The following is a 23,235-nucleotide window of genomic DNA, read 5'->3' as shown; positions in this document are numbered from 1 at the left end:
CTTTTCCCTAAAAATATTGGATTACTACAAAAAAAATAGCCCAATGTAATTTGGACTATTTATAAGTTTATTTTATAAATCGTTATTGCGAAATATAAGAATTTAAGTGATTAATCGTATCCTTTTGTAATTCAATAATGGCCTTTACGACATCACTGATCGAAATAATACCTACAACAATTTCGTCTTCTAAAACCGGCAGGTGTCTTATTCTTTTTGTACTCATGAGTTCCATACAGTCTTCTAAATTATCTGAAAGTTTTACCGTAAAAACAGTACTTTCCATAATCTCATCAACTAAAGTTTCTTTTGAAGATTTATCTTTTAAAACAATTTTTCGTGCATAATCCCGCTCAGACAATATCCCTTTTAGTTCAAAGTCATCGATAATCAGAATAGCGCCTATATTTTTTTCGCCCATCACTTTCAATGCTTCATAAACAGTTGTAGTCGAACCTACAGAATAAACATTTTTCCCTTTTGCGTTTAATATTTGATTTACAGTCATATCTGAAATATTTTAGGACTATAAAGTTAAAAAAAATAGAATACAAAAAACACCTTCTTCTGTTTTTTAACACATAATCAATTCATATATAATGAAATACAAAACATTTAACCTTCAAAAATATTCTCATAAAGAAAAATAATGATTCATGGCTTTTATTATAAAAGCACAACCTTACTTCTGACAAAACAATTAAATAAAAATATATGATAGCGGATAGCGTGCCTATTAAATAAAATATTATTCTAAAAACTTTATATTCCTCTTTAAACCATCGAACTTGGTTCTTTTGATAGGAGAATTTTTAAAAACAACACGAAAAGTTTCTTCTGTAATTTCTATCCAATCTTTTTTGGAAAACGAAAGTAGCTCACGATTAGGATTAAACAATGGCTCTGAATGTGATTTTGAAAACCGGTTCCAGGGACAAACATCCTGACAGGTATCACAACCAAACATCCATTCGTCAAATTTACCCTTCATTTCATAAGGTATATTTTCTTTAAGTTCAATAGTATAATAAGATATACATTTACTACCGTCAATTACATGGGGAGCTACTATGGCGTGTGTAGGACAAGCATCGATACAAGCAGTGCAAGAGCCACAATGATCTGTCGTTGCATAATCATATTCCAAATCCAAATCAAGTATCAGTTCAGCAATAAAATAAAAAGAACCTACTTTTTGAGTAATCAAATTACCACTTTTACCAATCCAGCCCAAACCACTTTTGGCTGCCCAAGCCCTATCCAGCACAGGTGCAGAATCGACAAAAGCACGACCCGAAACATCGCCAATTTTTTCCTGAATAGAAAACAGAAACTCTTTTAATTTTTCTTTAATTACAAAATGATAATCCTGACCGTAGGCATACTTTGAAATTTTAAAGCTATCCTGACTTTGAGTTTCCGCTGGGTAGTAATTTAATAAAAGTGAAACAACACTTTTTGCGTCATCAACTAGTAAAGTTGGGTCTAACCGTTTATCAAAATGGTTTTCCATATAAGCCATTTGACCGTGATGGTTTTTGTTTAACCATTTTTCAAGTCGGGGTGCTTCTTCTTCTAGAAAACCAGCTTTAGAAATCCCACAAGAAAGAAAACCTAATCTTTTAGCTTCTGATTTTATAAATTTCGAATATGTCTCTTTAGCATTAATACTCATCTTTTCAAGAATAAAACTTCAACCCCAACAGGCTTTAATGTTATCAAAGGGTTAAACTTGACTTCGTCAGTATTCGATACGATTCTATTTTTTTTCACTATATGAGCAATGGTCAGACACATTTCATATATAGCAAAACCGGCTCCAATACACATTCTTGGTCCTGCGCCAAAAGGATAAAAATATTGCATTGAAATTTTCTTTTGTTCACCCAAAAAACGCTCGGGATCAAAGCTATCCGGATTATCCCAATACTTGGGATTTCGATGTAACGCATAAAATGAAACACCAATTAAGGTCTCCTTTTTAATATTGTAGCCAGCTAATGTATCGTCTTTTACATTCTGCCTGTCAGTAATCCATGCTGGAGGATATAAACGCATTGCTTCATTTAGTACAGCATTAGTATATGTCATTTTCTGAAGCTGTTCAACAACATTATCCGTCTGGGATTCAATTTCTAAAATTTCATCTAGTATTTTTTGTTGAACTTTTGAATGTCGTCCTAAAAGGTATAAAGCAAATGTTAAAGCATTGGCAGTAGTTTCGTGTCCGGCGATAAATAAGATTTTAATTTCATCTATGAGTTGGGCAATTGACATTGGCTCTCCGGTATCTTCATATCTGGTTTCCATTAACATGTTGAGCAAATCATTATATTCTTCATTTGAAGAATTTCTTATATCAATAATTTCTTTGATGATATTATTGTTTTCTAAAGCAAGCTGTTCGTGCTTTTTCACCTGCCCACTTAATGAAAACCACCAAGCTTTATGAGGCAGTCTTATTTCCTTAACCAAAAAGTTCTGAACTTCTTCAATAATAAATTTTATTCGATCTAATTTTTCTTCAGAAATGGAAAATTGAAATAGCGATTTAGCGACAACATTAAATGCCAACTTACTCATTACAGGAAAAAGATCAATTGGCTTTCCTTCTTCCAAACTATTCAGTTCCAAAACAATTGTTTGATTCATATTCTCAACCAATTGATTCATTTTTTGTTTATGAAAAGCAGGCTGAATAAGTCTTCTTTGTTTTAACCAAAAGTCTCCATCAACTGTCAATAATCCTTTTCCTAAATATTTAGAAAGATAAACGGACTGAAATTTAGATTTATGGTAATTTTTTTGATTTTTCTGTAATATATATTGTGCAACTTCATTATCCCTTGACAATATGATATGCTTTGACAATCCTATCTTAATTGAAAAAGAATCACCAAATTTTTCGAAATATTTTTTATGATAAGGTATCGGATTCCTTCTAACGCCTTCAGCATCCAATAGAAATCTTCCTAATGAAATTTTATGAGGATAATTATATTTTTTACTCTCAGACATTAATATAGCTATTAAAACAATCCGCCTTGAATATTCGTATTGATCTTACCTAAATGTTTATAAGCTTTATCAGTGACCTCACGTCCGCGTGGCGTACGCATAATAAAACCTTCCTGAATTAAAAAGGGTTCATATACTTCTTCGATTGTTTCGCTGCTTTCAGAAACAGCTGTTGCTAAAGTAGAAAGGCCAACAGGTCCCCCTTTAAATTTATTAATAATTGTTAACAGTATCTTGTTGTCCATTTCGTCAAGACCATGTGCATCAACATTAAGCGCTTTTAGGGCATAACGAGCAATTTCAAGATCGATAGTCCCATTGCCTTTTATCTGAGCAAAATCGCGTACTCTTCGCAATAATGCATTAGCAATACGAGGTGTACCACGACTGCGACCAGCTATTTCAATAGCAGCATCTAAAGAAATTGGCATTTTAAGTATAGCTGAACTCCTTTCAACAATAGTCGTCAAAAGTTCGGTTGTATAATATTGCAAACGTGATGAAATTCCAAAACGAGCACGCATTGGAGCCGTTAATAATCCGGAACGTGTAGTAGCTCCAATTAAGGTAAAAGGATTTAAATTGATTTGAACCGTTCTGGCATTTGGTCCTGATTCTATCATAATATCAATTTTGAAATCCTCCATTGCTGAATATAGATATTCTTCAACAATTGGACTTAAGCGATGAATTTCATCAATAAATAAAACATCTCTTTCGTCAAGATTCGTTAGCAACCCTGCTAAGTCACCCGGTTTATCGAGAACCGGCCCCGAAGTAATTTTAATTCCAACTTCAAGTTCATTTGCTAAAATATTGGCTAACGTAGTTTTACCTAATCCCGGAGGACCATGAAAGAGAGTATGATCGAGTGCTTCACCACGCTGATTAGCTGCAGCAACAAAAATCTTTAAGTTTTCTAAAACTTGGTCTTGTCCGGCAAAATCATCAAATGATAGTGGACGCAATCTTTTTTCAAGATCTAACTCTTCTGGGTTATATCCTTTTGTGGTAGGATCAAGGTTTTCATTCATCTTACAAAGATATAGAAACTAATGAGTTTCTAAAACAAGATTTTTTAATGAATCGTAAACAAAAAAAAGACTGCCATTTCGGACAGTCTTTTTTTGAATTATTTTTTAGTGATGTAAAACTTCTTCACCTTCTTTCATTGGTACATTTTGCGGTACAAAATCTACATCATGATTTGGATTACTATAGTCATATGGCCAACGGTATACATGTGGAATTTCGCCTGGCCAGTTACCATGAATATGCTCAACTGGGGTAGTCCACTCAAGAGTTGTAGATTTCCATGGATTCTGAACAGCTTTCTTACCGTAGAAAATACTACTAAAGAAATTGTATAAGAATACTAATTGGAAGGCTCCACCAATCAAAGCAAACATTGTAATTAAAACATTAACATTTTGCAAATCATCAAATAATGGAAAGTTTGTATTTGTATAATAACGTCTTGGCAAACCGGCTAATCCTATAAAGTGCATTGGAAAGAAAACACCATAAGCACAAACAGCTGTTACCCAAAAGTGAATATAACCTAAATTTTTGTTTAACATTCTTCCATACATTTTAGGAAACCAATGATAAATACCGGCAAACATTCCATAAAGAGCAGAAATACCCATTACTAAGTGAAAGTGAGCAATTACGAAGTAAGTATCGTGAACATTAATATCTAAAGTACTATCTCCTAAAATGATTCCTGTTAACCCACCAGTGATGAATGTAGAAACCATTCCAATAGAAAATAACATCGCTGGATTAAACTGTAAGTTACCTTTCCATAAAGTTGTAATCCAGTTGAAAGCTTTTACAGCAGATGGAATTGCAATCAATAAAGTTGTAAAAGTAAACACAGATCCTAAGAAAGGATTCATTCCCGAAAGGAACATATGGTGCCCCCAAACAATTGTAGATAAAAACGCAATTGCAAGAACTGACATAATCATAGCTCTGTATCCGAAAATAGGTTTACGAGAATTCGTAGCCATAATTTCAGAAACAAGACCCATTGCTGGTAAGATTACAATGTAAACCTCAGGGTGCCCTAAGAACCAGAATAAGTGTTCAAACAATACAGGTGAACCGCCTTGATAATGTAAAACCTCTCCTGCAATATAAATATCAGAAAGGAAGAATGAAGTACCAAAACTTCTATCAAAAATCAATAATAAAGCAGCAGATAATAATACCGGAAATGAAATAACACCAATAATAGCTGTTACGAAAAATGTCCAGATAGTAAGAGGAAGTCTGGTCATAGACATTCCCTTAGTTCTTAAATTAATTACAGTTACAATGTAATTTAAAGATCCCATTAATGAAGATGCAATAAATATAGCCATTGAAACTAACCATAAAGTCATACCTGCACCTGATCCTGGAATCGCTTGTGGCAAAGCACTTAATGGTGGATAAATTGTCCAACCTGCAGAAGCTGGTCCAGCTTCAACAAATAACGATGACAACATAATTACGGCCGAAAGAAAAAACAACCAATATGAAATCATATTCATAAATCCGGAAGCCATATCTCTTGCACCAATTTGAAGCGGAATAAGTAAGTTACTAAAAGTACCACTTAATCCGGCCGTTAGTACAAAGAATACCATAATAGTACCATGAATAGTAACTAAAGCTAAATAAATATCATTTGCCATTACACCATCAGGTGCAAATTTATCACCTAATAAAACATTAAATATTTTAAAAGACTCTTCTGGCCAAGCCAATTGCATTCTAAAAAGCAAGGACATTCCAATACCAATTACTCCCATGATAATACCTGTAATCAGGTATTGCTTAGCAATCATTTTGTGATCAATACTAAAAATGTATTTAGTAATGAAAGTGTCTTTATGATGATGTTCGTGCTCGTGATGATCGTGTCCGTGATCGTGATCGTGCGCTTCTGCTGACATATATGTATACTTTAAATTTTCTTAATAAATATTATTATTTCATAGCAACTTTAGCTACAACAGCTTTAACAGTATCAATTACTGCTTTAACAGTATCTTTAGCAGTGCTATCTGTAGTTGATTCAACTCCACCTTCTGCCGGTTTCTCTGCTGCAGCTGCAGCTTTAATATCCTCAGTCAAAGTAGTTTTTTCGCTTAACCATTTTTTATAATCTTCAGGAGAATCTACAACTACCTTCATTTGCATATTGTAATGAGAAGCTCCACAAATTTTATTACATAATAATAAATAGTCAAATGTATAAGGATCTAATGCTGTACCTCCCTTAGCAATAAGTTCAGCACTCTTCTGTGCTCTAAGCTTATTGATATTTGCAACTTTTTCAACCATAAAAGGAAGCTCTCTATATTCAGAAGTTGTATAAGTTGGAATAAAAGCAAACTCAGTTACCATACCTGGCACACAGTTCATTTGAGCTCTAAAATGAGGAAAATAAGCTGAGTGTAGTACATCTTGAGAACGCATTTTGAAATGTACCTTTTTTCCTTTTGGAATATGCAATTCGCTAACTACAATATCATCCTGAGCATTAGGATCTGACATATCAACTCCTAAAGTATTAACTCCTTCAATTAAACGAACGTTTGCTTTTCCTAAAACATTATCCTGTCCAGCGTAACGTGCTGTCCATTTAAATTGTTGAGCATATAATTCAATTTCTATTACATCTTCATCTTTATCAACAAACATAATATTGTTCCAAGCGTACAATCCATAAAGAATTAGAACCGCTAAAACAACAGATGGAATAATACTCCAAATTGCTTCTAATTTATTACTATCAGCAAAGAATAATGCTTTTTTATCCTTATTCCCTTTATATTTAAAAGAAAACCAGTATAATAATCCTTGAGTAATAACTTGCACACTAAAAATCAATACCCAAGTAATATTCATTAAACTATCTACTAAAATACCATGCTCTGAAGCTGGCGTATGCAGTGCTAAATTACCCCATTTTAGTAAACCATAAATCGTAAAGATATAAATGAAAGCCAAGAAGCCAAACATAATATATCCCTGAATATTATTATCATTATCTGATGCAACTTGCGAATCGTCCGAAGAAGATCCTACTTGAGTAAGATCAAATATCTTGGTCAATTGCCATAATGCAACTGCTAATAAAACTAAAACTACAATTACCAACAAACTTGTCATCTGTTTATTTCTTTAAATATTAATAATGAAAATGTTTACTTTCTTCGATGAAAGGATTTCTTTTTGCCAATAAAGGAGATTTGCTTAATGCAGTAAACACTACAAAAATAAATAGCCCTAAGAAGAAAAGAATAGATGCAATTTCAGAAACTCCAATAAACCATCTGTCACCAACTGTACCAGGCATAATCATATTAAAAAAGTCAACATAGTGCCCCAATAAAATAACAATACCAGCCATTACAATAACCCAGTTTAGACGTTTAAAGTCAGTATTAACCAAAATTAATACAGGGAAAACAAAATTCATAACTACAGCACCAAAGAAAGGAAGGTTGTATAATTGAATTCTTGTTATAAAATATGTAACCTCTTCAGGAATATTTGCGTACCAGATCAACATAAATTGAGAGAACCATAAATAAGTCCAAAATATACTAATTCCGAACATAAATTTAGCTAAATCATGAATATGACTTGTATTTACAAATTCTAAATACCCTTTAGATTTCAAGTAAATAGTTACTAAAGCGATTGTAGTAATACCGCTTACAAAGAAAGAAGCAAATACATACCACCCAAATAAAGTACTGAACCAGTGTGGATCAAAAGACATAATCCAATCCCAAGACATAATAGACTCAGAAACTATGAAGAATACTAAAAATCCAGCTGTTTGTTTGAAATTCTTTTTATAATTTAAATCATCATTCGCTTCATCTTGAGCTAAACAATTTTTTCTAGTAATATAGCGGTACAAATTCCATCCTCCTAAAAACACAGCCGCTCTAGCTATCCAGAAAGGAAAGTTTAAATAACCTGACTTACCTGCAATAATTGCATCATAATGCTCACTTTTTGGATCTGTTACTCCTTCTCCTAACCATACAAAAATATGATTAAAATGAAGTCCGCACAAAATTAGTATAACAAAGAAAATAAGAGAACCAACAGGCAAATAAGCTGTTATTCCCTGCATAACTCTAAACAATACAGGAGACCAGCCAGCTTGAGCAACATGTTGGATAGCATAAAATGCCAAAACACCCATAGAAAGCAACAAAAAGAAAATACATGCAACATACAAAGCAGACCATGGCTTGTTTTGTAATTGGTGCAGAACGTGTTCTGCGTGTGCTTTAGGATCATGTTCATGAGAAACTTCCTCATGTTTTTGATCTTTTATTTCATGTTTAGCAACATTAGCTTCTGCAACTGTACTCTCGTGTGCTTCTTCAGTTTTTACTTCATTAGCGACTTCTTCTTTTGCAACAACTGAATCTTTATGTGCAATAACTGAGTGTGTATTTACAGCTACTTCAGCATGTGCATCTTTAGCCTCTTCATGATGAACAACTTCCGGTTTTTCCTCATGGTGAGCTGCTTCAGCAGATTCTTCATGATGTGCTGCAGCGGCTTCACCATGTCCTCCACCGTGCTCAGATGCTTCTTTTTTAAGAAGAGTTTCTACGTCTTCAATATTTTTAGGAGCGTTTAAAAAACCATATCCAATCCCTAATATACCAACGGCCATTAAGATGAAAGAAAACGTTTTTAATTTACTTGAAAATGTGTACATATCTATTACGATCAGTTTGTTCAACAATTATAATTGGCTTTTTAGTTTTAGAACATAGTCAGCAACTAACCAACGTTCGTGGGCACTTAATTGATTTGCATGAGAACCCATCGCGTTTAAACCATAAGTTTCAACATGAAAGATACTTCCTTCAGTAATAACCCTGTCTTTATAACTAGGTACTCCAAGAAATTTCTCTCTTTCAACTAATTTACCTTTACCGTTTCCAGAAGCACCATGGCAACTTATACAGTAAATTTCAAAAAGCTCTTTTCCTTTTTCAGAACTTCTCTCTTCCTGAGTCAAAGGTGATTTTAAATTAGCTTTAGCCAATTCATAACCAGCAGTTGAATTTTCATACTCATAAGGTTCAAAACCTCTATTGATAGTTCCTTCTACAGGAAGCTGCCCTTCTTTTCCACCTTTAAATACAGAAGCCTCAGAATAAGTTTCGTATCCTACAGATTCATACATATTAGGGAAATACTGATAGTTTGGCGCCGAATTATTGTGGCAAGATGAAACTAAAATAGTTATACCAACTAAAAGTGTTATTTTATATATCCTTTTCATAGCTACAATTAATTCTTTTCAATTACTTTAACTTCAACAGCTCCTGTACTTTCGAAAAAAGAAACAAGTTCTGATTCGTTATCATTTACAGCAACTTCCATTAAAAAATGGTCATCTGTTGTTCTTACATCCGGGTTTTCAGCTTCTTTGAATGGCCATAATCTACTTCTCATATAAAAAGTAATAACCATTAAGTGGGCAGCAAAAAATACAGTCATCTCAAACATAATAGGCACAAAAGATGGCATATTCTGAATAAAACTAAAACTTGGTTTTCCACCAATGTCCTGTGGCCAGTCATGAATCATAATATAACTCATCATAAATGTTGCAACAGAAATACCAACACATCCATAAAGAAAAGCACAAATTGCCAATCTTGTTGGTGGTAAACCCATCGCTTTATCCAATCCGTGAACTGGGAATGGAGTAAAAACCTCTTCAATATGATGGTGTGCAGCTCTGGTTTTCTTTACTGCATCCATCAAAATATCATCGTCATTATAAATGGCGTATATTACTTTATTACTCATGGTGTGAATCTTTATTTTCTGCTCTTTCTCTAATGTAATTATCTCCAGTTCCTTTCAAAATTGTTTTAACCTCTGCCTGAGCAATTACAGGGAATGTTCTAGAGTATAATAAAAACAATACGAAGAAGAAACCAATTGTTCCAATGAAAATTCCAATATCAACAAATGTTGGTGAAAACATTGTCCAAGAAGATGGAAGGTAATCTCTATGTAAAGAAGTAACGATAATTACGAACCTTTCAAACCACATTCCGATGTTTACTACAATCGAAATAATAAATGAAAACATAATACTCGTTCTTAGTTTTTTGAACCACATAAATTGTGGAGAAAAAACGTTACAAGTCATCATTGCCCAATATGCCCACCAATAAGGTCCGGTTGCTCTGTTTAAGAACGCATATTGCTCATATTCAACACCAGAATACCAAGCTACAAATAATTCAGTGATATAGGCAACACCAACAATAGAACCAGTAATCATAATAATGATATTCATCAATTCAATATGCTGAAGTGTAATATATGCTTCAAGGTTAGAAACTTTTCTCATAACGATCAACAAGGTATTTACCATTGCAAATCCTGAGAATACCGCTCCTGCAACGAAGTAAGGAGGAAAAATTGTTGTATGCCATCCCGGAATTACAGAAGTAGCAAAGTCCATCGATACAATCGTGTGCACGGAAAGTACAAGTGGAGTAGCCAAACCTGCAAGAACTAAAGATACTTCCTCAAAACGTTGCCAGTCTTTTGCTCTACCGCTCCATCCAAAACTTAAGATAGAATAAATTCTTTTTGTAAAAGGTGTAACCGCTCTATCACGTAGCATTGCAAAATCAGGTAATAAACCAGTCCACCAGAAAACTAATGATACTGAAAGATACGTTGAAATCGCGAATACATCCCAAAGTAATGGCGAGTTAAAGTTTACCCAAAGAGATCCAAATTGATTTGGAATAGGCAAAACCCAGTACGCTAACCATGGACGCCCCATGTGAATGATTGGAAATAAACCTGCCTGAACTACTGAGAAAATAGTCATTGCTTCTGCAGAACGGTTAATTGCCATTCTCCAACGCTGACGGAAAAGTAATAATACTGCAGAAATCAAAGTTCCTGCGTGACCAATACCAACCCACCAAACGAAGTTCGTGATATCCCAAGCCCAACCAACTGTTTTATTTAATCCCCATGTTCCGATACCGGTAGATACGGTGTAAATTATACAGCCTAATCCCCAAAGGAAGGCTATTAATGCGATTGAAAATACAATCCACCAATGTTTGTTTGCAGGACCTTCAACAGGTGCAGCTACATCTACTGTTACATCGTGATAAGATTTATCACCTATAACTAAAGGTTTTCTAATGGGTGCTTCGTAATGAGACGACATAATCCTTTATATTGTTTCTTAATTAATAATTTTTTGTACTAGGTATTTCTAACTTTAACATGGTAAACCACATTAGGTTTTGTTCCAACATGCTCTAATAAGTGATATGATCTTTCGTCAGCTGCCAATTTAGCCACTTTACTATCTTTATCATTAACATCTCCAAATATCATTGCTCCAGAAGAACAAGCGTTAGAACAAGCTGTCTGGAATTCTCCATCAGCAACTGGGCGTCCTTCATTTTTCGCTTTTAATTTTGTAGCTTGTGTCATTTGGATACACATAGAACATTTTTCCATAACACCACGAGAACGAACGTTTACGTCTGGGTTTAATACCATACGACCTAAATCATCATTCATGTGATAATCAAATTCACTGTTTTTGTTGTATAAGAACCAGTTGAAACGACGTACTTTATAAGGACAGTTGTTTGCACAATAACGTGTACCAACACATCTGTTGTATGCCATATGGTTTTGACCTTCACGACCGTGAGATGTAGCAGCAACCGGACAAACTGTCTCACATGGTGCGTGATTACAGTGCTGACACATAACTGGCTGGAAAGCTACTTGTGGATTTTCACCTGCTTTTTCCATTTCATTAAATGTAGATAATGAACTAGATAAACCTGCGATATTCTCTTTTCTTTCGTTGTCACCTTCAAAAGTACTTTCAGAAGAATAGTACCTGTCAATACGCAACCAGTGCATATCACGGCTTCTTCTTACCTCTGCTTTACCTACAACAGGTACGTTGTTCTCAGCGTGACAAGCAATAACACATGCCCCACAACCAGTACAAGCGTTTAAGTCAATTGACAGGTTAAAGTGATGTCCTGTAGAACGATCAAATGATTCCCATAAATCTACTGTAGTGGCTTTAACTTCCTGGTGATCCAAAGATACCATTGGTTGTTCATTCCAATGCTCTGCATCTTCTTCATTAAAAATCTTAAGAGTAGTTTCTTTAATAATATCTCCTCTACCCATTAATGTTTTCTGTCCCTGAACGCAAGCAAACTCATGCTCTCCTCCTGCTTTCGCAATAGATACAGATTGAACACTATTGAAATTTTTATATAATGAGTAAGCATTTAAACCTACTACCATTTCTTCTTTCAAAGCCGCTTTACGACCGTAACCTACAGCTAAACCTACTGTACCAACAGCCTGACCTGGCTGAATTATTACTGGAACATTTTCTAACTTAACTCCATCAACTGTAATAGTTGCATAACTTCCGTTTAAACCTCCGTTTGCAACAATTGGGTTTGAAAAATCAAACTTTTTGGCATCAGCACTAGAAACTGTTAAATAATTATCCCAAGAAACTCTTGTAATCGGATCCGGAAATTCTTGCAACCAAGGATTATTAGCTTGCTGCCCGTCACCCATACCTGTTTTAGTATACAATACTAATTCAAAATCACCAGTAGATTTTGATTTAGATAATGTTGCCGCAGCAGAAGAATAGTCATATGACCCTCCTGTTAATACACTAGAACCTATTACAAAAACCCCATCATGCAATACTTTATTCCAAGAAGTACCCACAATAATACCAGCTGAATTAGCTTTAATATAATCATAGAAAGTTCCAGGAATTCCGTTTAATGATAGTAAAATATCTTGGAATTGTTTTGTATTGAAAATAGGACGTATAGTTGGCTGAGTCAAACTATAAGTTCCTTTTGTAATCACAACATCTCCCCAAGACTCCAAATAATGAGGAGCTGGAGCAGCAATTGTAGTAAGCGAAGCAGTTTCATCTTCTTTTAGAGAAAATGCAACTGAAGTTTTTACTTTCTTTAATCCCGCTTCAAATGAAGCAGCTTCTGCTAAAGTATAAACCGGATTAACTCCACTCATGATCAAAGTGTGAACACTTCCAGCATTCATATCCTTTAATAACTGAGCAACAGGAGCATTCGAACCTTTTCTAATTTGTCTTGTTCCAGCAGTACTAAAAGCTTCACTAGCCAACACTTGATTGATAGCTAAAACTAATAATTGAGCATTTTTATCTTCAAGTCCAGATACTAAAACTCCTTTAGAACCAGCAGCTTTAAGTTGCTGAGCAGCTTTCACTACTTCAGCTTTAAACGACCCGTCTAAAGAAACAGAGACATTAGCACCTGTAACAATATTATATATTTGAACTAAAGCCTGCTTTTGATTCGCGATAGTCATCGGAATACGCTTATCAGCAGCAGCTCCAGATAAAGTCATATTTGATTCAAACTGAAAATGACGAGACATTTTTCCGTTTTGAGGAATACGTCCTTTAGCATAACCAGAGTCGTATCCACCACCTTGCCAGTCTCCTAAGAAATCAGCCCCAACAGAAACAATTAAAGAAGCTTTAGAAAAATCATAATCAACTAAAGCTCTTTCTCCATAAACAGTCTCAAATGCATCTAATGCTTCAGAAGAAGAAACAGCATCATAAACAACGTGTTTAGCATTTGGATTTTTAGCAATAAATTCACCAATCAATTTCTCAGTTGATGGACTTGCCAAAGTATTAGTCAACAATACAACCTGCCCACCTTTTGCTTTTGCATCAGCAAGACTAGATTTAATTTTTAAATCAACAGCAGACCAGCTACTATCTTTTCCTTCCAATTTAGGCTCTTTCAAACGCATGCTATCATATAAAGATAAAATAGACGCATGAATCCTAGCATTGGCTGAAAACTTAGCTCCAGAAATAGTATTGTTATCAATTTTAATTGGACGACCCTCACGAGTTTTCACTAAAAGGTTAGCAAAATCAAAACCATCAAAAACTGTAGTTGCATAATAATCAGCAACACCAGGAATGATTTGTTCCGGTTGCAACACATAAGGGATAGACTTGTGAACAGGACCTTCGCATGCAGCAAGAGTTACGGCTGCAGTACTAAATCCTACGTACTTTAAAAAGTCACGACGTGAAGTTCCAGATGTAGCTAAAGCATCTTCATTTCCTAAAAATTCATCAGTAGGAATTTCTTCAACAAATTCGTTATTTCTAAGCGCCTCAACAATAGAACTATTTTCTAGTTCTTCAACACTTTTCCAGTATTTTTTGTTTGATGACATTGTATATAAATATTAAAATCTTAATAATTCGATTAATAGTGGCATTTACCGCATTCTAAACCTCCCATTTGCGCTGCAGTCAATTTCTCTACACCGTATTTTTTAGAAAGTTCAGCATGAATTTTATCATAATATGCATTTCCTTCCATCTTAACATCAGTTTTTCTATGGCAATCAACACACCATCCCATTGTTAATTTAGAATATTGCTTCATGATTTCAAACTCCTCAACAGGACCGTGACAAGTTTGACATTCAACACCTGCAACATTTACGTGTTGTGAGTGATTGAAATACACGAAATCAGGTAAATTATGAATACGAACCCATTTAACAGGCTGTGTTTTTCCAGTATAAGCTTGTTTTGTCTTATCCCATCCAACAGCATCGTATAATTTTTGAATTTGAGCATCATAGAACGCTTTACTGTACTCAGGCGTCGCAGTAGTCTCAGCAACCTCAGAAATATTTTTATGACAGTTCATACAAACATTCAAAGAAGGAATACCCGCATTTTTACTTACACGAGCAGCCGAGTGACAATATTTACAATTGATCTCATTATCGCCAGCGTGAATTTTGTGAGAGTAGTGAATTGGCTGAATTGGCTCGTAGTTTTGATCTACACCAACTTGCATCAAGAATCCGTACACAAAGTAACCACTAGCTAAAAGCAGGAATATAGAAGTAACTAATACTAAAAATTGATTTTTAGCAAATGCTTTCCAAATTGGAGTTCTAGCCTCTTTAGGCCCAACTACAATTCCATTGCTACTTGCAACTTTAGTTAATACTTTGTTCACCATGAACAACATAACAACTAAAATAGCCATTACTAAAGCAAGAGCTCCCAAAATAATATTATTAGATATCCCTCCTCCTTCAACTTTTTCCCCAGGAGGAACAGTCCCAGGAGTACCAGCAGGCGGCTCAGCTTTAACTTCAGAAGTATAAGCTATAATATTATCAATATCACCTTCAGACAATTGAGGAAAAGAAGTCATTACAGACTTGTTATTTTCTTCAAAAAGCTTAACAGCAACTGCATCTCCTGATTTAATCATATCAGAACTATTATGCACCCACTTGTAAATCCAAGCCATGTCATGTTTACCAGCAACCCCTCTTAAAGCAGGACCAGTAGATTTAGCATCTAATTTGTGACATGCAGCGCAATTTGCATTAAAAAGTTCTTTCCCTTTTACCGGATCACCACTTCCAGATGCAGCAGCCGGAGCAGCCGCAGCTTCAGTTGCCGCAGGAGTTGCAGCCGGATCTTGAGCAAATGAAGTTAGGGAGAAAATCAGGGTTAGCGATAAGCTAAGCAGCAATTTTCTTGAGATCGAATTATGGTTACCCACCTTTTTCATATAGTATAATAATTATCTACTAATTTTTGGTATGGTTTTTTCTGTATTAAATAAGCAAAAACCGAATACCCTCTTTTAAAACTTGGACAAAAATACAATTTAAGTACTATTCTCAAAACCTTAAAATAGTCTTAAATATCAATTTATATCAATTCTAAATAATAAGAACATTTCACAGATAAACTTTAAATATTACTTTTGTATAAAAACCATCACATTATGAGAATTTTAACCCCTTCAAAAAAGATTTTACTATCAATATCCATGTTTGGTTTAACCTATAATATTAATGCTCAAGACCAAAACATTACCTTAAATCAAGACTCTAAATTTGAGCAATTATTGAATGATAAGCGTAAAATTAACACGACAATTAGTACCAACGAAACATACAGAATTCAAATTTTCAGTGGCAAAAGCGAGGAAGCAAAAAAAACATTATCGAATTTTAAAAAAGAATTTAACCCAATTGACGGCACTATAATTTTCAATACTCCTAACTATAAAGTTATAGTTGGAAATTTCAAAACCAGAATTGAAGCTGAACGAAATTTGGAAGAAATTAAAAAAAAATACAAAAGCGTTTTCCTTGTTAAACCTAACAAATAGAATTCAAAAAAAAAGGATTACTTAAACAGTAATCCTTTTTTTTGCGTATTCAAGTAAGCCTAACCATTAAGTATATTTCAGCATTAAATTTTCTTAATTTTCTATATATATAAAACATACTCCTTTTTGACATTAAACTCAAATAACAACTTTATATTATAACACCCATGATTGATTTATAATTTTTTTGAATGTTAATTTCATTCTTGCATTTACATGTTAAAATTATTTTTTAAACCTTTCTAATAGACAATTTTTAAAGCAGACATAACCATAAATCATAGCGCCTTAATTAAAAATTTTAGCTAGTAAGTTGTTACTTTTAAACAATTTTCATTCTCTATCTAAATAACACATAAATAGTATTAATATTTTTTTAGCTACATTTTAAAACTCGCACTATTTTTTTTATCCACATTATCTCAAAGTTTATTTTTGAAGAAATTAAAAACTAATCAAGAAACAACGAGAATTTAATGTGCTTTTACACAAAGTGATATCACTTCCCTATATCCAATAATATTTAATTTCAAATTCTTTAAAGCCACTATTTTGAGAAGACCAGCTTTCATTGATTTACTAATAATTTCTCACTCTCTAATAACCTATCAATCCTAATACATATTGCTTTATTACTTAAAAAATCAAAAAAATATTATACAATTTACAATATAAATACGAAGTGTTTTCAGTCTTACAACTATAAAGAAACATTTATCTGCAGGTGAGAACTAAACCACTATACACTGAAAGTACAGAGAATACCGTCCCTTCAATTCAGGAAATTCTATCTGCAATTTTCTTGAAGTTCTTCCTTTGATTTTTTTTTTAAAAATCGAGCTAACATTATACTTTGGAGCGTATTCGATATGCATATGAACATGGTCTGAACTAACACCCCTTTTAAAATTTCAATTCCTTCAGCTTGACAGATTTGGATCAAGATATCACGGCAACGCTTTTGAATATCTCCTTTCAAAATTTTAAACCTATATTTAGTAACCCAAACAACATGAAATGTTAATCAGCTTACTGTGTGCTAACCTTTCCTTAGATCTGTACTCATAATCTAATGATAAAGATTTTTTCGCATTACTAAAGTACTTTAATAAATTGAAGGGGTTTACCCCCCAATAAGACCAATAAAAAAGTCCCAATTTTCATTGGGACTTTAATTTTATTATTAAATTTTATTTCAATTTCTTTTTGATTGCTACTTCATGGTAAGCTTCAATAACATCTCTTTCTTCGATGTCGTTGTAACCTTTAATCTGAATACCACAATCATAACCTTTAGACACTTCTTTCACATCATCTTTAAAACGTTTCAAGGCTACAAGTTCACCTGTATGCACTACTACTCCTTCTCTGATAACTCTAATCTTAGAAGTTCTCATAATCTTACCATCCATTACCATACAACCAGCAATTGAACCCACTTTAGAAATTTTGAAAATCTCACGAATTTCAGCAGTCCCTAAGATTTCTTCTTTCATCTCTGGAGCTAACATTCCTTCCATCGCATCTTTCAAGTCATCGATAGCAGCATAAATAATAGAATAGTAACGAATATCAATTTCTTCTTTATCAGCCAGCTGTCTTGCATTTCCTGCAGGACGAACGTTAAATCCGATAATAATCGCATCAGAAGCCGAAGCCAACATAACGTCAGTCTCAGTAATTGCTCCAACACCTTTATGAATAATATTAATTTGAACTTCTTCTGTAGAAAGTTTTGAGAACGAATCTGATAATGCTTCAACAGATCCATCAACGTCTCCTTTAAGGATCACATTCAATTCTTTAAACTGACCAAGCGCAATACGACGACCAATTTCGTCAAGCGTAATATGTCTTTGTGTACGTACTGATTGTTCACGCATTAATTGAGAACGTTTTGATGCAATTTGTTTTGCTTCTTTTTCGTCTTCAAAAACGTTAAACTTATCACCCGCAGTGGCCGCACCATCTAAACCTAATACTGATACCGGTGTTGAAGGTCCTGCCTCTTTTACGATATGCCCACGTTCGTCATGCATCGCTTTAATCTTACCATGATGCTTACCTGCTAACATATAGTCTCCAACTTTTAAAGTTCCATGTTGAACTAAGATTGTAGAAACATATCCTTTTCCTTTATCTAAGAAAGCCTCAACTACAGTTCCCTGTGCTGCTTTATTTGGATTCGATTTTAAATCTAAAATTTCAGCCTCTAATAAAACTTTTTCCAATAATTCTTTTACCCCTGTTCCCACTTTTGCAGAAATATCATGTGACTGAATTTTTCCACCCCAATCTTCAACAAGTAAATTCATCCCAGCCAAACGCTCTTTGATTTTCTCAACATTCGCATTTGGTTTATCAATTTTATTGATTGCAAATATAATTGGCACTCCTGCAGCTTGTGCGTGAGAGATTGCCTCTTTTGTTTGTGGCATGATATCATCATCCGCCGCTACAACAATAATTGCGATATCGGTAACCTGAGCTCCACGTGCACGCATAGCGGTAAACGCCTCGTGACCCGGTGTATCTAAGAATGCGATCTTTTGACCATTATCCAAAGTTACTCCATAAGCTCCAATATGCTGTGTAATTCCACCCGACTCACCAGCGATAACATTTTCTTTACGAATATAATCCAGTAAAGATGTTTTACCGTGATCGACGTGCCCCATTACAGTAACAATCGGTGCTCTAACTACTAAATCTTCTTCTTTATCTTCAACTACTTCAATCGCATCTTCGATATCAACTGTAATAAACTCAACTTCGTAACCAAATTCATCAGCTACAATAGTTAATGTTTCAGCATCTAAACGCTGGTTCATGGTAACCATGATTCCAAGTGACATACAAGTTCCAATTACCTTGGTAATAGGCACATCCATCATGATTGCAATTTCACCTACGGTAACAAACTCAGTAACTTTAATAGTTTTACTTCCTTCATCAAGTGCTCTTTGCTCTTCATCAGATTTCTGACGGTGCGTATCTCTTTTATCTCTTCTATATTTAGCAGCTTTTGATTTACCACCTTTCCCTTGAAGTTTTTCAAGAGTTTCTCTAATTTGGTTTTTTACTTCCTCTTCAGTAGGCTCTACTTTAGCTACAATAGCAGGGCGATTTCCTTTTACAAAACCAGGTCTCGCACTTCTGTTAGCATTAAAACCTCCTCCTGTTCCACCCGCATTTGGTGTTATTTTGTTAGGATTTGGAGTTCCTGGCGCATTCCCTGTTGCAGGTCTTGGTGTACCAGGAGTACCTGGTTTAGGAACAATCCTCTTACGCTTATTTTTATTAGCATTATTGTTTGCTCCAGGAGCACCCGGTTTATTTGGTGTTATCTTTGGATCCTCTTTCTTTTTCTTCGGTTTGTTGAATTGAGACAAATCAATTGTTTGTCCTGTAAGAGTCGTTCCTGATAATTTTTGATATTGTGTAGTGATAATCTCTTCTGCAGTTTCTGGATCAGTTGCAACAACTGGTTCTTTAGCTGTTTTAGAAACATCAACTTTTACTTCTTTTTTCTCAGTAATAATAGGTTTTTCTACCTTTTTCTCTTCAGAAACTACAGCATCAGAAACTGGCTCTGACTGTACAGTCTCTTTCTGAACTGGTTTTTCTGTTTGAACAGGAGGAGTAACGACAGCTTTTGGTTCCTCAACTTTAGCAGTCTCTTCGGGTACCGAAACAGCAGCAGGTTTTTTGGGGTTCAAATCAATTTTACCAACCTGAACAGGGCCTGTTACAACAGCTCTCGCTTTTATAATCTCTTGCTGTTTTAGGCGCTCCTCATCTTGTCTGCGTTTGTCTTCAATTTCTTTCTCACGCTCTACACGAAGTGCTTCTTTTTCTTTTCTTTTTTCTTCTCCAACTTCTTTAGAAGCTTCCTTATTCCCCTTATCGCCCGCAAATTGGCTTTGTAGGATATTAAATTCGCTATCAGAAATTTTTGCATTCGGATTTGCATCAATAGCAATTCCCTTATCTTTTAGATAATCAACAGCTCTTTCTAACGAAATATTTAATTCCCTTAAAACCTTGTTTATTCTTATTACTCTCTCTTCAGACATATAACCTTTTTATTATTACCTTTTTCGTTGTGTTGTTAGAGCAGATACAACTAGCTATCAAACTCTTCTTTTAGTATTTTCATAACATCAAGAATTGTTTCCTCTTCTAAATCTGTTCTTCTTACTAAATCTTCTACTTCTTGTTTTAAAATACTTTTTGCAGTATCTAAACCTATTTTAGCAAATTCTTCTATTACCCAACCTTCAATTTCATCTGAAAACTCTGTTAATTCAACATCATCTTCATCTGCAGTTGCACCGGCAACATCTCCTTCACGAATTACATCTAATTCGTAACCCGTTAACTGACCCGCCAATTTAATATTATGACCTCCTCTACCAATTGCTTTAGAAACTTCTTCTAATTTCAAGAAAACTTCAGCTCTTTTGTTTTCTTCATCAATTTTGATCGAAGAAACTTTAGCAGGACTCAATGCTCTTGTAATGAACAATTGAATATTATTTGTGTAGTTAATTACATCAATGTTTTCGTTTCCTAACTCACGAACAATTCCATGAATACGAGATCCCTTCATACCTACACAAGCTCCAACCGGATCGATTCTGTCATCATAAGAATCTACCGCTACTTTTGCTTTTTCACCAGGAATACGAACTACATTTTTAACTGTAATCAATCCGTCGAACACTTCCGGAATTTCTTGTTCAAATAATTTTTCTAAAAACTTCTCAGAAGTTCTAGACATAATAATTTGAGGTTTATTACCTTTTAATTCAACGCTTTCAATGATTCCACGAACGTTATCTCCTTTACGGAAAAAGTCAGATGGAATTTGTTTTTCCTTTGGAAGCACAATTTCATTTCCTTCATCATCAACTAAGATAACTACTCTAGGACGTACGTGATGCACTTCTGCAGTATAAATATCACCAATAATATCTTTAAATTGCTTGTAAAGATTAGTATTATCGTGTTCGTGAATTTTAGATATTAAGTTTTGACGCAAAGCCAAAATAGCTCTTCTTCCTAAATCAATTAATTTAACTTCTTCAGAAACCTCTTCGCCAATTTCAAAATCTGCTTCAATCATTCTTGCTTCAGTCAAAGTAATTTCTTCATTTTCAAAATCAAGATCTTCGTCAGCAACAATTACTCTTCTTCTCCATATCTCCATATCTCCTTTGTCAGGATTTATAATGATATCAAAGTTATCATCAGAACCGTATTTTTTCTTTAGTGCATTTCTAAACACGTCTTCTAAAATTGCCATAAGCGTTACACGATCAATAAGTTTATTATCTTTAAACTCTGAGAATGAATCGATTAATGCTAAATTTTCCATGCGAATTCTTTAAATTAAAATGTTACTGTAACAATTGCCTCTTTAATTTCTGTATAAGGTATTTGTTGCTCTTTTTGAACTGTTTCTTTTCCTTTTCCTACTTTTTTCGGTTCTCTTGCTTCCCAAGACAAAATTATAAAAACATCGTTAGCTTCCACTAACTCTGCTTCAATTTTTTCACTATTTGTAGTAACAATCAATGTTCTACCAATATTTTTTATGTATTGTCTTGTAAATTTCAATGGCGAACCTACTCCAACAGATGCAACTTCAAGAGAAAAATCCTGTTCTTCACGATCCAGATTATTCTCGATTGCACGACTAATATCGATACAATCCTGAAGTGCTACTCCATTATCCCCATCTAAACCTACACTAATTTTAAAAGAATCAGAAATACTTAAATCAATCAAAAAGACTGATGGCTTTTCTAAAAGAGCCTCTGTAATTAATGTGTTTACTTTTTCTTTAAATGTCATAATTTTATAAAAAGAGGGGACACTTAGTCCCCTCATTATTTAGATTTTAATAAATAACGGTGCAAATATAGTGTTTTTTTTATAAATCAAATAATTAGATTGGTCTAATAATATTCCTTATCTTTATAAGAGCATTAAATAACGGATTATTCAATAATTTAACCTCAAAAAATTATGAAACGAATTTTAGTCCCTACTGACTTCTCAGAACATGCAGAAGACGCCTTAAAAGTTGCAGCACAAATAGCACACAAACACAATTCAGAAATCATCCTGCTTCATATGTTGGAATTACCAAGCCAAATGAATGACGCAATTACCGGCGGAGCAAGTATTCCCGAAACAATGTTATTTATGAGAAAAGCCAATGAGATGTTGGATAAAATTACTGAAAAACCTTATCTTCAAGGCCTTACTGTAACTGAAATCTTAAAAATTGACAAAACATTCCATGGAATTTCTCAAGTCAGCAAAGAAAACGACATTGATTTAATCATAATGGGATCACATGGTTCTTCAGGTGTTGAGGAATTACTAATTGGATCTAATACTGAAAAAGTAGTTCGAAATTCTGATATTCCCGTTTTGGTTATTAAAAAAGATATTTCAAATTTTAACGCATCTACTATTGTTTTTGCTTCAGATTTCACAGAAGAATCCAAAAAACCTTTTAAAAAACTATTAAACTTCACAGAACTCTTTGATTCAAAAATACACTTAGTTACTATTTGCACACCAAATAGCTTCAAACCAACTCATATTATTGAAAAAGCGATGAAAGATTTTGTAAATGAATTTAACCTTACTAATTATTCAACTCACATATATAATGACACCAATATTGAAAAAGGAATTATTAATTTTTCAAATAGCATTAATGCAGACATTATCGGAATGTGTACACATGGAAGAACAGGCTTCGCTCACTTCTTTAACGGCAGTATTAGCGAAGGCTTGGTAAATCATGCAGCAAGACCCGTTATAACATTTAAAATTTAAAAAACAAATAAAAAAAGAAAACCATTTTAAAATTAAAATGGTT

General features: G+C 34.0%; 17 protein-coding genes and 1 pseudogene. 2 read left to right on the top strand and 16 right to left on the bottom strand.

Annotated features, from left to right (window positions below; all coding sequences use genetic code 11):
• Positions 1–82: 82 nt before the first annotated feature.
• The 12 genes from BXU10_RS10345 to BXU10_RS10290 form a co-directional block, all read right to left on the bottom strand.
• On the bottom strand, positions 83–508 hold the full coding sequence (locus BXU10_RS10345; RefSeq protein ID WP_031454427.1) for a CBS domain-containing protein: 426 nt from the start codon (positions 506–508) through the stop codon (positions 83–85).
• A gap of 240 nt (positions 509–748) precedes the next feature.
• Positions 749–1,675, bottom strand: a complete 927-nt coding sequence (queG, locus tag BXU10_RS10340; protein WP_078227259.1) for a tRNA epoxyqueuosine(34) reductase QueG — start codon at positions 1,673–1,675, stop codon at positions 749–751.
• Entirely contained in the window at positions 1,672–3,018 is a 1,347-nt protein-coding gene (locus BXU10_RS10335) for a cytochrome P450 (RefSeq protein ID WP_078227258.1), read from the bottom strand. Before BXU10_RS10335 ends, queG begins: the two co-directional genes overlap by 4 nt.
• 11 nt (positions 3,019–3,029) lie before the next feature.
• The gene (gene ruvB, locus BXU10_RS10330) at positions 3,030–4,052 is read right to left on the bottom strand and encodes a Holliday junction branch migration DNA helicase RuvB (protein ID WP_078227257.1); all 1,023 of its coding nucleotides are present in this window, start codon (positions 4,050–4,052) and stop codon (positions 3,030–3,032) included.
• A gap of 105 nt (positions 4,053–4,157) precedes the next feature.
• On the bottom strand, positions 4,158–5,963 hold the full coding sequence (locus tag BXU10_RS10325) for a cbb3-type cytochrome c oxidase subunit I (RefSeq protein ID WP_031454423.1): 1,806 nt from the start codon (positions 5,961–5,963) through the stop codon (positions 4,158–4,160).
• A gap of 34 nt (positions 5,964–5,997) precedes the next feature.
• Positions 5,998–7,185, bottom strand: a complete 1,188-nt coding sequence (locus BXU10_RS10320) for a cytochrome c oxidase subunit II (RefSeq protein WP_078227256.1) — start codon at positions 7,183–7,185, stop codon at positions 5,998–6,000.
• Between the two features lie 19 nt (positions 7,186–7,204).
• The gene (locus tag BXU10_RS10315) at positions 7,205–8,764 is read right to left on the bottom strand and encodes a quinol:cytochrome C oxidoreductase (RefSeq protein WP_123921975.1); all 1,560 of its coding nucleotides are present in this window, start codon (positions 8,762–8,764) and stop codon (positions 7,205–7,207) included.
• Positions 8,765–8,791: 27 nt separating this feature from the next.
• The gene (locus BXU10_RS10310) at positions 8,792–9,337 is read right to left on the bottom strand and encodes a cytochrome c (RefSeq protein ID WP_078227254.1); all 546 of its coding nucleotides are present in this window, start codon (positions 9,335–9,337) and stop codon (positions 8,792–8,794) included.
• Positions 9,338–9,345: 8 nt separating this feature from the next.
• Positions 9,346–9,870: a DUF3341 domain-containing protein gene (locus BXU10_RS10305; protein WP_078227253.1), complete on the bottom strand. Its 525-nt coding sequence runs from the start codon at positions 9,868–9,870 to the stop codon at positions 9,346–9,348.
• Complete coding sequence (nrfD, locus tag BXU10_RS10300; protein ID WP_031454418.1) at positions 9,863–11,266, bottom strand: NrfD/PsrC family molybdoenzyme membrane anchor subunit; 1,404 nt, start codon at positions 11,264–11,266, stop codon at positions 9,863–9,865. The genes BXU10_RS10305 and nrfD overlap by 8 nt, the downstream gene beginning before the upstream one ends.
• 38 nt (positions 11,267–11,304) lie before the next feature.
• Positions 11,305–14,355, bottom strand: coding sequence for a TAT-variant-translocated molybdopterin oxidoreductase (locus BXU10_RS10295; protein WP_078227252.1), 3,051 nt, complete (start codon positions 14,353–14,355; stop codon positions 11,305–11,307).
• Between the two features lie 32 nt (positions 14,356–14,387).
• Complete coding sequence (locus BXU10_RS10290) at positions 14,388–15,725, bottom strand: c-type cytochrome (protein WP_078227251.1); 1,338 nt, start codon at positions 15,723–15,725, stop codon at positions 14,388–14,390.
• 219 nt (positions 15,726–15,944) lie between these two features.
• On the opposite strand from BXU10_RS10290, the gene BXU10_RS10285 reads away from it, so the two are divergent.
• Complete coding sequence (locus BXU10_RS10285) at positions 15,945–16,334, top strand: SPOR domain-containing protein (RefSeq protein WP_078227250.1); 390 nt, start codon at positions 15,945–15,947, stop codon at positions 16,332–16,334.
• 761 nt (positions 16,335–17,095) lie between these two features.
• Here the strand turns inward: BXU10_RS10285 and tnpA are convergent.
• The 4 genes and pseudogenes from tnpA to rimP form a co-directional block, all read right to left on the bottom strand.
• Positions 17,096–17,358: pseudogene (gene tnpA, locus BXU10_RS10280) on the bottom strand (IS200/IS605 family transposase); the annotation flags it as partial.
• 166 nt (positions 17,359–17,524) lie between these two features.
• Complete coding sequence (gene infB / locus BXU10_RS10275; RefSeq protein ID WP_078227249.1) at positions 17,525–20,410, bottom strand: translation initiation factor IF-2; 2,886 nt, start codon at positions 20,408–20,410, stop codon at positions 17,525–17,527.
• Positions 20,411–20,460: 50 nt separating this feature from the next.
• Positions 20,461–21,714 carry a transcription termination factor NusA gene (nusA, locus tag BXU10_RS10270; RefSeq protein ID WP_017498147.1) on the bottom strand — a complete coding sequence of 418 codons (1,254 nt, stop codon included), beginning with the start codon at positions 21,712–21,714 and terminating at the stop codon, positions 20,461–20,463.
• A gap of 14 nt (positions 21,715–21,728) precedes the next feature.
• Positions 21,729–22,193, bottom strand: coding sequence for a ribosome assembly cofactor RimP (gene rimP / locus BXU10_RS10265; RefSeq protein ID WP_180908387.1), 465 nt, complete (start codon positions 22,191–22,193; stop codon positions 21,729–21,731).
• Between the two features lie 174 nt (positions 22,194–22,367).
• On the opposite strand from rimP, the gene BXU10_RS10260 reads away from it, so the two are divergent.
• Positions 22,368–23,192, top strand: a complete 825-nt coding sequence (locus BXU10_RS10260) for a universal stress protein (protein ID WP_078227247.1) — start codon at positions 22,368–22,370, stop codon at positions 23,190–23,192.
• Positions 23,193–23,235 lie beyond the last annotated feature (43 nt).

The sequence above is a fragment of the Flavobacterium sp. LM4 genome, assembly GCF_002017935.1.
GTDB lineage: Bacteria > Bacteroidota > Bacteroidia > Flavobacteriales > Flavobacteriaceae > Flavobacterium > Flavobacterium chungangense.
The sequence above is the reverse complement of the archived record's forward strand: the minus strand, read 5'-3'. Positions and strand labels throughout refer to the sequence as shown.

Excerpts from the sequence above, each read along its gene's own strand:
- BXU10_RS10345 (WP_031454427.1), bottom strand. The coding sequence starts at position 508 with ATGACTGTAAATCAAATATTAAACGCAAAAGGGAAAAATGTTTATTCT.
- queG (WP_078227259.1), bottom strand. The coding sequence starts at position 1,675 with ATGAGTATTAATGCTAAAGAGACATATTCGAAATTTATAAAATCAGAA.
- BXU10_RS10335 (WP_078227258.1), bottom strand. The coding sequence starts at position 3,018 with ATGTCTGAGAGTAAAAAATATAATTATCCTCATAAAATTTCATTAGGA.
- ruvB (WP_078227257.1), bottom strand. The coding sequence starts at position 4,052 with ATGAATGAAAACCTTGATCCTACCACAAAAGGATATAACCCAGAAGAG.
- BXU10_RS10325 (WP_031454423.1), bottom strand. The coding sequence starts at position 5,963 with ATGTCAGCAGAAGCGCACGATCACGATCACGGACACGATCATCACGAG.
- BXU10_RS10320 (WP_078227256.1), bottom strand. The coding sequence starts at position 7,185 with ATGACAAGTTTGTTGGTAATTGTAGTTTTAGTTTTATTAGCAGTTGCA.
- BXU10_RS10315 (WP_123921975.1), bottom strand. The coding sequence starts at position 8,764 with ATGTACACATTTTCAAGTAAATTAAAAACGTTTTCTTTCATCTTAATG.
- BXU10_RS10310 (WP_078227254.1), bottom strand. The coding sequence starts at position 9,337 with ATGAAAAGGATATATAAAATAACACTTTTAGTTGGTATAACTATTTTA.
- BXU10_RS10305 (WP_078227253.1), bottom strand. The coding sequence starts at position 9,870 with ATGAGTAATAAAGTAATATACGCCATTTATAATGACGATGATATTTTG.
- nrfD (WP_031454418.1), bottom strand. The coding sequence starts at position 11,266 with ATGTCGTCTCATTACGAAGCACCCATTAGAAAACCTTTAGTTATAGGT.
- BXU10_RS10295 (WP_078227252.1), bottom strand. The coding sequence starts at position 14,355 with ATGTCATCAAACAAAAAATACTGGAAAAGTGTTGAAGAACTAGAAAAT.
- BXU10_RS10290 (WP_078227251.1), bottom strand. The coding sequence starts at position 15,725 with ATGAAAAAGGTGGGTAACCATAATTCGATCTCAAGAAAATTGCTGCTT.
- BXU10_RS10285 (WP_078227250.1), top strand. The coding sequence starts at position 15,945 with ATGAGAATTTTAACCCCTTCAAAAAAGATTTTACTATCAATATCCATG.
- infB (WP_078227249.1), bottom strand. The coding sequence starts at position 20,410 with ATGTCTGAAGAGAGAGTAATAAGAATAAACAAGGTTTTAAGGGAATTA.
- nusA (WP_017498147.1), bottom strand. The coding sequence starts at position 21,714 with ATGGAAAATTTAGCATTAATCGATTCATTCTCAGAGTTTAAAGATAAT.
- rimP (WP_180908387.1), bottom strand. The coding sequence starts at position 22,193 with ATGACATTTAAAGAAAAAGTAAACACATTAATTACAGAGGCTCTTTTA.
- BXU10_RS10260 (WP_078227247.1), top strand. The coding sequence starts at position 22,368 with ATGAAACGAATTTTAGTCCCTACTGACTTCTCAGAACATGCAGAAGAC.